The organism is Mesorhizobium abyssinicae, assembly GCF_049887195.1.
In the GTDB taxonomy this organism is placed as follows: Bacteria; Pseudomonadota; Alphaproteobacteria; order Rhizobiales; family Rhizobiaceae; genus Mesorhizobium; species Mesorhizobium abyssinicae.
The window spans coordinates 22,714-35,000 of record NZ_JARAKC010000006.1; the positions used below are offsets into that span (position 1 = coordinate 22,714).

General features: G+C 58.2%; 5 protein-coding genes, 1 tRNA gene and 2 rRNA genes (1 of these 8 running past the window's edge). 2 read left to right on the forward strand and 6 right to left on the reverse strand.

Annotated features, from left to right (window positions below; all coding sequences use genetic code 11):
- The first annotated feature begins 51 nt into the window (after nt 1–51).
- Together PU724_RS14985 and PU724_RS14990 are read left to right on the forward strand one after the other, a co-directional pair.
- A complete protein-coding gene (locus PU724_RS14985) occupies nt 52–510 on the forward strand; it encodes a hypothetical protein (RefSeq protein WP_354419936.1) in 459 nt (152 codons plus the stop codon).
- A gap of 263 nt (nt 511–773) precedes the next feature.
- A complete protein-coding gene (locus PU724_RS14990) occupies nt 774–3,566 on the forward strand; it encodes a UvrD-helicase domain-containing protein (protein ID WP_354419938.1) in 2,793 nt (930 codons plus the stop codon).
- 985 nt (nt 3,567–4,551) lie between these two features.
- Here the strand turns inward: PU724_RS14990 and PU724_RS14995 are convergent.
- The 6 genes from PU724_RS14995 to PU724_RS15020 all read right to left on the reverse strand — a co-directional run.
- Nucleotides 4,552–5,190: a GTP pyrophosphokinase gene (locus PU724_RS14995; RefSeq protein WP_354419940.1), complete on the reverse strand. Its 639-nt coding sequence runs from the start codon at nt 5,188–5,190 to the stop codon at nt 4,552–4,554.
- Nucleotides 5,187–6,101, reverse strand: coding sequence for a hypothetical protein (locus tag PU724_RS15000; protein ID WP_426213303.1), 915 nt, complete (start codon nt 6,099–6,101; stop codon nt 5,187–5,189). Before PU724_RS15000 ends, PU724_RS14995 begins: the two co-directional genes overlap by 4 nt.
- Before the next feature lie 466 nt (nt 6,102–6,567).
- The gene (locus tag PU724_RS15005; RefSeq protein ID WP_354419943.1) at nt 6,568–10,389 is read right to left on the reverse strand and encodes an nSTAND3 domain-containing NTPase; all 3,822 of its coding nucleotides are present in this window, start codon (nt 10,387–10,389) and stop codon (nt 6,568–6,570) included.
- A 335-nt stretch (nt 10,390–10,724) separates the two neighbouring features.
- Nucleotides 10,725–10,801: transfer RNA gene (locus PU724_RS15010), tRNA-Met, on the reverse strand.
- A gap of 231 nt (nt 10,802–11,032) precedes the next feature.
- Nucleotides 11,033–11,147 (reverse strand): 5S ribosomal RNA (gene rrf, locus PU724_RS15015).
- Between the two features lie 157 nt (nt 11,148–11,304).
- A 23S ribosomal RNA gene (locus PU724_RS15020) occupies nt 11,305–12,287 on the reverse strand (it continues 1,841 nt past the right edge of the window).

Below are 12,287 nucleotides of genomic sequence, written 5' to 3' on the forward strand. Positions count from 1 at the left end.
AACACTTTTCTCTTTACGAAACCTTCCCCATAGTGCCCTTACATTGCACTAATGACGCTCGATGAACGCAAATATCCTGGTGAGCTTGCATCCCCACAGCAGATTCACGCCCTAGCTGAAGAATACCGCAGAGCAGCAAGCCTTCTCATTCAGCTCGGCCGACCCGGCAAGCCGCTTACCAGAGCACCGTTCAGAATGGCGGCAATCCATGCGATAGAACTCTACCTGACCGCGCTTCTGCTCCACTTTGGGCTTAATCCCAATCAGATCCGCAAGATGCAGCATGACCTGTCGGCGAGGACGGAACACGCATTAGAGGCCGGCCTGAGCCTTCGCGCCAAAACTGCAAAGCATCTCCAGTCCCTCAGCCAGAACCGAGAATATCTCGTCACCCGTTACGGCCCGGAACTCGCAGCAACGGCCTCGCAGATAAACCGTCTCACCGCTACCCTTGATGAGGTGGCGACAAAAGTCACTGCATTGATCACGCGACCGCCGAGACGGCCGTAGCAATCACATTCACCTACCGACGAGCTTCAAGGCCAGGATCCAGCAGCCGTCTATCCGAATCTATCACCAACGAGATGACATGCTTGCAGGCGCCGAATCCGATCGCCATGACAAGTGCGCGCCCGCACCACGGATCACGCTGCAGCGAGCGCTGAGAGATACCCGGGCCCTACTCAGTTTGAGTTCCGGGATAATTTGGAACATCTCAATCTGTTCATGATAGTCGACTCTTCGGCACCATTTGCTTACTGGGCGCACGAAACGTGGCTTTGACCAAATTGCTATCAGGCCGCTCGCGCACCTACCGCCCTGGCTTCCTCGCGCGGTTGTTTCCGGCGGGAAAATGGAAGCTGACGCTGGACCCGAAGCTGTCGGGGCATTTCCGACTGGCTCAGGACGGAGAAGTGGAGCTGGGCTGCCTAGACATCGTGTCGATTTCGACCAGCAAGGCACTGCTGTGGCACACTGTCGAGATACGAACTCGCGGCAGAACAGACATTCTTTCGGCACTATCGGGCGACGCGGCCACGCAGCTGGTCGCGGACCTTCATGCCTTCATTAACACTCACCTTTTCGGGCTGATCGCCACCGAGAAGGAGCGTCTGCTCGAGGTCAACGACAGGCTTCGCGAGATCACCGAAGGCAACGGACAGTATCTGGCGCAGGGCGATCTCGGCAGGGCCATCGCGAGCGTTCCCGGCGCCGCGGCGGCCGCCCTCTCTCACCCGCTTCTGGACCCAGGCCTGATGCCGGGAGGGCTCAAGGCCTCCCTCCCGGCCTCGTTCGACATGATAACGGATCCGGGCGTCCGCCATTCCTACAACGAGGCTTTCGTTAGCTCGGAATTGAGCAGGTTCCGGTCGTTCTTCGACGATATCGACCAGCGCTCGTTTTCCGATCAGCAGCGCGAGGCCTGTATCCGCCTGGAGGACAACAACCTGTTGGTGGCCTCGGCAGGCTCCGGCAAATCCGCGACGATGGTCGGCAAGGTCGCCTACGTCCTGGAGAAGAAGCTCTATCGACCTGGCGAGATCCTGCTGCTGGCCTATAACAAGAGCGCAGCCGATGAACTCAGGACGAGAATCGCTACGCAGCTGCAGGTCGCGGAGGACGCCCTGGAGTGCCGCGTCACGACGTTTCACGCGCTTGGGCGCGGAATCATCGAGGAGGTCGAGGGCCGGCCACCGCAGCTCGCCAACTGGGTGGATCATCCCGCTGGCGAGACCAGGGTCATCGAGGCGATAATCCAGAACCTAGTCGAGAGCGATTCGGAATTTGCCCGGCTGTGGGCCGAGCTTCTGGTCGTGCATCCCAAGGCCGACATCCCGATAGAGGTATTTGACGGGGAGGCCGACTACCGGCGCTACGTATCGGACACCCTTAGAAAGGGTAGCGCCACGATCGGTTCCTTGTCCGCAGTGATCGTAAAGTCGTTGCAGGAGAAGAAGATCGCCAACTGGCTTTGGCTGCATTCAGTCGCCTTCGAATACGAACGGCAAATTGCGGTGGAGGAAGACGGTGGCAGCGTCCGCCATCTGCATCCGGATTTCTACTATCCGCAGACCGAAACCGTGCACGAGCATTTCGCGCTCGATGCCGACGGAACCTCGCCCTTTGCGGACTACGCCGAGCACGCCGAGAACAAGCGGCAGGCATATCGCCGCAATGAGATCGATTTCTTCGAGACCACTTCCGCTCAGGCCAGCGACGAGACGTTGCTCAGCACGCTCGAATCCGAACTGGCGCGTCGATCCATACCTTTCGAGCGCAAGAGCTACGCCGAAATCACCAAGGCGCTCGATCCGGTGATTATCAAGCACTATCACCAACTGATATCCACCTGCTTGAAGCACATACGCGCCAGCCACCTCACCCTCGACATGCTGCTCGAACGGGCCAAGACCTTGCACGACAAGGTGCGTGCGAGGCTGTTCGCGCGCGCGATCTGGATGATCACTCAGGGTTATTCCCGAAAACTCGAGGAAGCCAAGCGGATCGACTTCGATTCGATGATCGCGGATGCGGTGCGGCTGGTCGAGACCGGCCGATATCGAAGCCCCTACTCTCTGATTCTCGTCGATGAGTTTCAGGACATTTCCGATCCGCGCGCCAACCTGATCAAGGCGCTCAAACAGCAGAAAGCGTTCAGCAAGGTGTTCGCGGTCGGAGACGACTGGCAGTCGATCTATCGCTTTGCCGGATCGGACATCACGATCTTTACACGCTTCGAAGCGAACTTCGGGACCAGTTGGCAGGGACGCCTGGAACAGACGTATCGCTGTAACCAGCTCATTGCCGAAACGGCCGCTAAGTTCGTCCAGCGCAATCCTGAACAGATCAAGAAGTCCGTCCGCTCAACGCGACCGGCCGTCCCGCGATCGATCCGTGTCATTCCCATTGAGGATAAGCGCGACAAGCCGGACTTTGCAGCGGCCTGTCAGCGCCTGCTCGAACGGCTTGATGCCGCTCTGGGTGGCATCGCCGACCGGTGGCGCGACGCAAAGCGCGGCAAGCTCAAGGTTCTGGTTTTGTGGCGCTACAACGTCCTTGATCCATTCGAGGGACGGCCGCCCTCTTTTGCAAACATCGAGGTGGCCGGGCTGTCGTTTCACCGGGCCAAGGGCCTTGAGGCCGACTACACGGTCCTGCTCGACGTCAGCGAGGGCAACTACGGCGTACCAAGCCGCATCGAAGACGATGAGCTGCTAAACTTGGTCATTCCCCGCCCCGAGACCTTCGCCTACGCCGAAGAACGACGCCTGTTCTACGTGGCGCTGACGCGCGCGAGCCGCGGGGTCTACATGCTCACCAATCGCCGTCAGCCATCCCGCTATATCCAAGAGCTTTGCGAGATCGCCGGCGATGAAGTCCGTTTCGAAACGATTGAGGGAGCCGAACTAAACCAATGCCCCGCTTGCCTCGTTGGCCAATTGGTAGAGCGGTGCAACAAAGACGGATCGATGTTTCGTGGGTGCAATCAGTTCCCCGACTGCAAACACAGTGAACCGATGGCTGTCGACCGCAGAAGTCGGTTGCGTCCGCGGCACTCTCGGTAAGCGACAGGCTCCTAGTATTGTTACTCCAGAAACTTTGCTGCTTCTTGCCGATGGGCGGCTGGATTCGCTTGCACTATTGCAATCAAATCGCTGAAACGGAACCTCGCGGTGCACTACGGGCTCATTCCGGACCCGATGATTGCGCCAATTTACGCGGCTCAAAGATAGATGCTTGCGAAGGCGGCAGCGCTCGGACGCAAACCGTAGCTGACTTCGGCCAAAAGACGTCTGTCAACGCAAGCCTCGGGCTCAGGCGCGGCTAGCCAATCGAGAGCGCCTTCCTGGCGCATGCCACCTTCATTCCGGGCGATGTACGGCGACGTTTGCGCTTTATGAGGAAATCCGATGGGCGACGCGTCCAGTTTGATTCCGCAATCGTCATCGCTGAGGAACGCAGTTTCCTGTGCGCCTAGCGACGCCTTAGAGTGCACAATTCTACATTAAATCGGCGCATTCGCGATCTTGATCACTCGCTCGGAACCATGCTTTTTGAGCGCCATCCATTCGGTGTCCGAGTAATTCAGGCAGGCGCGAGGCTACCGCATAGTCTTCGTCGCGCTCTGACTTACCTTGACAGTCCCCTGGCCACGGGGGAGCGTCAGAGAAGGACTAGCAGACAGTTTGCCGAGAACCCTTGAGGGGGTCGTTGCCCGCCACCGACTTACTCGATGCAATCACCGAATTATTCGAAGCAGGCCGAACCTCCGCCTTCGCCTCACGGCACGAACGCGTCGTGATGGTTTGGGGGCGGAGGCGGAAAACCGGGCTACTGGCTGCGGCAGCAGGCAAGCACCGAGCAAGGCGGTGAATGGCAAAATTTGTCCTAGACCAGACCTAACTCTGTCGCGAAGCAACGGCTTCATTGCGCCCAGCGTCGGTCACGCGGGCCGGTGGCGCTGTTTCCAAAAAGTCGACGCTGGGGCGGTGTATGTGCTGGCATTCTCCTGGCAATACGCGCACACGTGGCCAATCGATTTCGCAGCGGCTAGCTGGTGGAAGCGTCGATTGTCCGTTTGCGCTCAGCTCGACGACTGAACAATTCGTCGAAAGCCCTGTCCGCGCCCCATGCTTGAGCTGAGGTGTACGCGAGCATACGCTCGTCATCCGGCTCTAACGGCAATTCCCCAGGCTTGTAGCCCAAGTCATGACTACCTTCCGACCACGCGTGCTGGAAAAGTGTCTTCACTTGAAGTTCAAAAAACGGTGGAACTGCTCGCCTATCTTCGGCGGCATCCATTACGTCTTCCGGCATGAGCAATATGAAATGCTTTCCGAAGTACCCAAAGCGCCATTGGCTATCGGGAACCCGATCCTTGCTCTCAATTGGTCGGAAATAGCGGGTCACAATTGCCGATATGGTATCGACGTCTTGCTTGTAGAAAACGATGATACGCGCGCCGATCTGATCTTGTATCTGGGCAATCGGATCGGAATATTTTGGTTGACCGCTTTCCGCCAACGCGCCTGCCTTCCCAAGGAAACTGTCGATCCCTTTTGGTCGTGCCGAAATGCGATCGATGTGTGGGGTGCCTTGCATAAGGTCGCTCAGATGGACCTCTAGTGCTCGTGCAACAGGTTGAAGTGCGGTCGCGAATCTTTGGGCGTAGTCAGCTGCGAGGGTCATTTGGTCCTCTCAAGTTTCTGATCTACCACTCGTCCGACTGCCGAGAATCGAACCGCTCGCGTACCCCCCTTGATGACGGGTTCCTGGGTGAAGACCTCGTTGAATTCGGTGGCCTGTGCGGTAAGGATGGCGCCAGAGTCCAATTCGACAGTTCGATAGGGCACCTGGCGAGCGAACTCCTCGGCATCGAACCGGAACATTTCTTCAGCCAAACGTGGCGCCGATATTTCCCGCGCGATTGCCTCGCGGGCAGCTACAGAGAGGCCAAACCGATCCTCGAATCCCAGGACCGTCATGTTCTGTCCGTCGAGCCCGGCTCCCAAGGTGACTGCCGCTACGATTTCATTCTTCACGCCCAAGTCGGTAGTCTTGCGAGCTGCATCTCTTAGCGCAGTGGCTATTCGACGTGTGCCCAAAGCTGCCGTTGTTACAAACTCAGAGTCAAGAAATTTGCGGATCCAGTAGTCCGAAACTTCGAGCTCTCGGCTCTCAACCTGCTTATCAACCGCTCGTCCAGTCCAGAAACCTGTATCTAGGGAAACGTCCTGGTAGGCAGCCGCTTTAAAAGCCTTCGCATTTCTCATAAAAACCCGTTCGAGAAATTGCACATTGAGATTGTTCTGATCTTCGTCGGCCAAAATAGCGTTGTGGGCCGGAAATCGAGACAGAACGACCTTTCGAGCCGTACCTTCAGTTCCGAGGAGGAGGAATACGAGCCCCAAACCAGAGCGCTTGGTCGTGTAGGACGCCAGCCTGCGAGCGAGAGTCCGCCCGGTGGCCAACGAAGGAGTCCTCACGTATTCCAGCACTAAGGAGCGGCACGGATTATTTTGCGCACCGTCCGCGCCCTGATTGAAAGAAATACCAATGTTACATTCGGCATCCGTGTTCGCGTAGAGCGTATGCAGCATCTCGAACAATTTGCCCGTGTGCTGAACCGTAGTCCCGCCTATCGGGTGGGGCTTCTCCACATTGTGGCCCGGATGCACGAGGTAGGTGTGAATGTGCTCTATTGGCAATAGCTACTCCCCCAGAGTTTGCCCCGTCAGACGCAATATTCGACATTGCTTATCACGGTCAGTCAGTTGGTCAAATATCGCAATTTGCTTGTAAATTGATATGTTGTCGCCTTGCCGGATACATAGAGGCGGGGACGGTACTTTGATCTTTTTCTGACCAAGCCCTCTATCTAGGCTGTCTGCGTCCTCAAGTGCGCTTTGAAGCCGACTGTGAAGTCTCGGCGCAAGGCTGCCGGACAGCAGCGCGCACCGTTAACGGGCGTAACGTCGACCGCACATTCACTCCAAAAGGCTTCATTCGAGCGAGCGGCTGCGGTTCACTTGCACCAACACGACCGTTCGTCCGAACCGCGTCTGGTCAGGGCTTGATCCAACCGGCTAGAGGTGGGTCGGGCTTTTCCACACTCTCCCTGATTGCTCTTAGCTCATCGAAGATTTCAGTCCGCCTGGCAGTCAGCGCAGCGACGATCGAGGTGGTATCCACGGCCGCATTCTTTAACATTTCGATTAGCCGGTCACACGTGGCATATAGTTTCGGTGGAGCGTCTTGAACGATAGCTTGAAGCGCCTTGACCGCCTCTTTCTGAACCTCGCGATCCATTGGCGGGTCAAAGACCCTCCCGATGAGTCTTAGTGGAATGAAGTCTTCGGGAAGTCGGTCAACGATGCCCAAGCGATCTTGCGGTTCGGAGAGCCAATGGGCTAAATCTGACAGTCGCTCAATGATAACAGGCGCGAGTTCCGCCATCCGGTCGAGCCATCGACCGCGCTGTTCCTCACTCGTCGCGAGGCCCAGCAAGGCGGCCCACGCCTCGGGCATGAAATCACCGGTTGTGCCAACCTTCTGCCGAAGAAGAATTTCGAACATCGGTTCCGCCCCTGTGGCACCGACCTCGGCTACAAGACGCGCAACGCGTTTGCCATCCCCCTTGAAGACGATGTGATCCCAAGCGAGTTCGAATAGTGGATGATAGGGTCTGCGCGCTAAAATCTCAACGACCGGCTCCCACTGCTGCTTTCCGTTGTGATGAGTGCCAAGCCACCAGAGGGGCTGCGGTCGACCGCAGTAGACGTGAACCGCCGCCTCGATGAGTGACTGATGCGAAGAGTCCACCAGCTGCTCGGGGCCGGAGTACCATGACCCATCCGGCAACAGCTCGATCGCGATCTCGTCTGGCACGCTCGATCGAGTGAGGGCGACGGCCTGCAGCCACACATCGTCGGCGCGTCCCGCGCGGAGGCGCAAAAGCATCATTGAGCGTTCATCGTCGCGGAGCTGATCCCAATGATCCACCAGGTCGGCCACAAAGACGGCATTGGCACCTGTGCCAGAGAAGGCAACCAGGCGAGCCAGCCGGGAATCACGATTCTCAGGGGACGTAGCGGTCGCCGAAATGAGGATCTCTCCGACCGCGAGAGCGTATTCTCCCGGGAGGTCGCCTGCGCGCTCATTTCGCTCTAGCCATTCGATCCACCCGTCGCACAGAGCGATGATGGACGATGCGGGAAGAGCGTCGAGCGCGCTCTTCGCTACGGCGAAGAGGCGGGCGTCTACGAACATGGCGTTGTGGGGAAGCGTGGCCATCACCACTGGCATGAGACGCTCGAAGATTGGCCAAGGCGGATTCCTGCCGGTGTGTTCGACCCGGTTGAACACTACCAGGTCGCCGAGCATGACGGCGGCGGCTGCACCACTGCGCGCCAGCAGCTCCAATCCGTCGAGTTGTCTAGTTCGTCGGGTTGTATCGTTCCGTTCCCATCCATTGATCACGCCTTGAAGGGCTGCGAGTGCGCAGCTTGGATGGTCGTCTGCGAAGATGCGTTCGAGGGCACCTTCATCGTTATGACGCGAAAGGCTCAGCCATACCTTCGCTGCCTCGGCGCGCAAAGCCGCTTCGTCATAGCTCAGCAGACGGCCCACCATGCTCAGAGTCATGCTGTCAGGAGCATCTGCGAGATACTTTAGCGTTGCCGCTGCTCTTTCCGGCGAGACCGCGCTGTCGGGCGCATCGAGAGCGGCGAGCTCCTCGGCGACCTGATCTCGCTCAACTGTTTGGAACATCCTTTCGAAGTAGCTGCTTCCTGTAGCATCGCCGAAGGGGACGTGCGCCTCTCCGTCCATCCATTCGAGTTTGGCCAGCGTGACCGAAGTAACATGGCCGATCCACACGGGCAGTTTACGTTCATATCCGGGCGGCAGGGCAGGCAGATGATTGACCAGGAACCGAAAGCAGAGGTCGCGGGTGGCTGGGTAGAATGATTTGAGTCCGCTGATTGCGCTGGCAACAAGCTGCTCGCGTTCGACCGGGCGCGTCTCCAGTTTGTCGAAGATCCAATCGAGATTGCGCGCGGTTGCTCGGGAGGTCGACGATGACAAGCAGAACAGTCCGCGTTCGACGGCTGTTGCGATCGCCTGGGCCGCAAACTGCGTCGGTGCATTCAGCAGGGATTCGGCAGCCGCACGGTAGAACGGATGTGCAAAGCCTGCGCAGTTCCTTGCATCGACCGTGACGAGTCGCTGCCGTTCGAGAGCGTCAAGCCCTATCCTGTCTGCCGCTAGGAGTTGAGGAGGCGTCTCATAGGCCGGAGGTGGCGCAGGGGGAACGGCAGGCCCACCGATGGACACCACGGAAAATTTTGCAACTCGCCGACTGGGCAGTGCGGAGCCGCCGCTCCCCCGCACGAACGCGAGGCTCGTTGGATCAATGGGCTCCTGAGTCGCGGTTGCCACCGCGAGCGAACGGGCGAGGTCTTCGTAACCGTCAGCAGCCAGAGTCTGACCAAGCTGGGCCGCATCAACGCGCGCAAGGCGGGCAATGTCCTCGATAGTCGATGAAGGATGCACGCGGTACGCCTCGGCAGCGAGATGCTCCAGACAGCCCGGCTCTAGCTTGAGGTTCCCGGCAGAGATAGCATTAGTGACCCGCTCCCTCAGACTCGCGTCCACCCCGAATGCATCGCCTAGCGATTTCCACATGTCTACCAGGAATTCTGCTTCGGGATTGCTCAAATCCTTCCAATATCTACCGCCAGTGTGTGTCTGGCCGAGCGAGGCGGTTCGCGCGGTGGCCAGCAGCGGCGCCATCCCCTGCGACACGAGGAGCTTTCGCTGCGGGCGGATCCGTCCGATCAGTTTCGAGAGGCGGCTCAGTGAACGCGTAGAATCACTCGAAGCGCCGGATTCACCGAGAGGGTCGTCTAAGAGTGCGACCCTGAGTGCGTCGCCGGGATCCAGAAGGAAGCGTTCTGCTCCATCTACGTCGGCGAACTCCTGCACGTCATAGCCCAGTGGCATAAATTCCGATGCCAACCAGCGCGCTGCGAAGGACTTACCTGTTCTCGGCGTTCCGGAAAGGAGAATGACGTTCTCGCGCGAGAACTCATCGAACAGACTCGTCTCGTCCCCGCGCAGAACATAGGCGGGTGGGCGAATGGCTGGCGGTGCTGCCTTCGCCACAACCGCCCGCAGCAGCGGAAACGCATCGCTTCGGTTGGTCTTCGCCTTGGCCACCGCCTCGGTGAGCTCGCGTATGACCGCATCGGCGCGATCGGCCGGAAGGTAATGGTTCTGACGTAGACGCTCCGCGACGCGCGTCTGTAGTGCAGCGTCGTCGATTTGATCCAGAACAATGACCCGACGGAGCGCGTCGCGGACTTCGCTCACGTCGGCATCTCTCGCAAAGGCCGCGTTGTGGGCTTCACGTTCGCCCTTCAATTTGCCATCCTCGGCCCCCGGGACCTCGGCAACTGCGAAGGCCTGAATGAGCGCATTGGTCCGCGCGTCGCTGATCTGCGCCTTGGAATGTCGGTCGCCCAGCCAGCTGGGGCTTCCCAGGTATACTGACGAAGCGTCGTCAGCGCGGCCGCTCACGACCAGCAGCGCAAGTCGCTCTGGGTCGGCGATGAGCCGCTCAAGCAGGGTGCTGTCGGCGCGCCTAGGCGGAGTATGAGCGAGGCAGGTTGCAAGGGCGGCGAGCGATACGGCTGCTTCTGCGCCCTTCACCTGTATCTCGCATCGCGAGATCGTATGCCCAGCCGCGAAGACCAACTCTCCGTCCTCGCCGCCATCCGGCTCGACAAAGAATGCAGCACTGCTTTCCGACCAGAAGCGCAGCATCATCTCGACGCAGACGAGATCTTGGAATGCAAACTTCTGTGGCGCAGTGATCGCTATCGTCATGATACAAGTTTACCTATCAGCTCAGCATTTGAAGCTGATTCCAAGCTGGTGATCTCCTTGTATTCACCGCTTCTTCCCGCCTAATGCCGTGTCGAACGCGTTGGAAAGTATACGCCGCCAGCTTTGGGCCGGTCCGACTCACTATTGCCGGCTACATCGGGTTGCTCATGGCTATCCATCCCGATGTGAAGCTACATGGAAAGAACTTCCCTGCGCCATATGAGACGTTCAACACCTTGGCGCGGGATGTCGGCTGGCACAATCGAGTATCCGCAAGCCCGGAACGCAAAAACCGCCCCGGTTAGACCGAGGCGGTAATTGATTTATGATAAAATTGGTTGCGGGGACAGGATTTGAACCTGTGACCTTCAGGTTATGAGCCTGACGAGCTACCGGGCTGCTCCACCCCGCGTCAACTACGAGCAAGCGTTTGCTTGCGACCACGAGCAAGCGTTGGCTTGCGTCCTTAGAGGTAAGTTTTAGCTTACCGGAATCAAGAGGTCTGCCAAATGAAAGGGCCGCTTGCGCGGCCCGGGCTCCCGTTTGGCGGGCCTCATGCATGTCGCTCAAAAGTGTTAGCGGTTTTGAGGCAACGACATGCATCACAACAATCGTAATGAGAAGATGAACGTGCGTTTGGCAGACCTGGCAGCGACCTACTCTCCCGCGTCTTGAGACGAAGTACCATCAGCGCTGGAGCGTTTCACGGCCGAGTTCGGAATGGGATCGGGTGCAGCCGCTCCGCCATAACCACCAGGTCGGCAAAACGCACGTTGTTCGAGAAGCTTTTTGAGCGAATAGCCGATGGTGAGCAGCCGATAGGGAGCCCTATTTGCTGCTTCTCCGAGCCGTTCGCTGGTCTTTGTTGTGCTCTCACATCCTCCCTTTTGGGAGCGATGGACATTAGGAATGAGAACGATCAAGCCGATCGAACTATTAGTACCGGTAAGCTTCAAGCGTTGCCGCTCTTCCACACCCGGCCTATCAACGTGGTCGTCTTCCACGGTTCTCAGGGAATACTCGTTTTAAGGTGGGTTTCCCGCTTAGATGCCTTCAGCGGTTATCCCGTCCGGATATAGCTACCCTGCTATGCGGCTGGCGCCACAACAGGTCCACCAGAGATCCGTCCATCCCGGTCCTCTCGTACTAGGGACAGATCCTTTCAATATTCCTACACCCACGGCAGATAGGGACCGAACTGTCTCACGACGTTCTGAACCCAACTCACGTACCGCTTTAAATGGCGAACAGCCATACCCTTGGGACCTGCTCCAGCCCCAGGATGCGATGAGTCGACATCGAGGTGCCAAACAACCCCGTCGATATGGACTCTTGGGGGTCATCAGCCTGTTATCCCCGGCGTACCTTTTATCCGTTGAGCGATGGCCCTTCCACGCGGGACCACCGGATCACTATGACCGACTTTCGTCTCTGCTCGACTTGTCAGTCTCGCAGTCAGGCAGGCTTATGCCATTGCACTCAGCGAACGATTTCCGACCGTTCTGAGCCCACCATCGCGCGCCTCCGTTACTCTTTAGGAGGCGACCGCCCCAGTCAAACTACCCACCATACATTGTCCCGGACCCGGATAACGGGCCGCGGTTAGACATCCATAGAGATAAGGGTGGTATTTCAAGGGTGGCTCCACCAAGGCTGGCGCCCTGGCTTCAAAGCCTACCACCTATCCTACACATGCCACTACGAATGCCAATGTAAAGCTATAGTAAAGGTGCACGGGGTCTTTCCGTCTAACCGCAGGAACCCCGCATCTTCACGGGGAATTCAATTTCACTGAGTCTATGCTGGAGACAGCGGGGAAGTCGTTACGCCATTCGTGCAGGTCGGAACTTACCCGACAAGGAATTTCGCTACCTTAGGACCGTTATAGTTACGGCCGC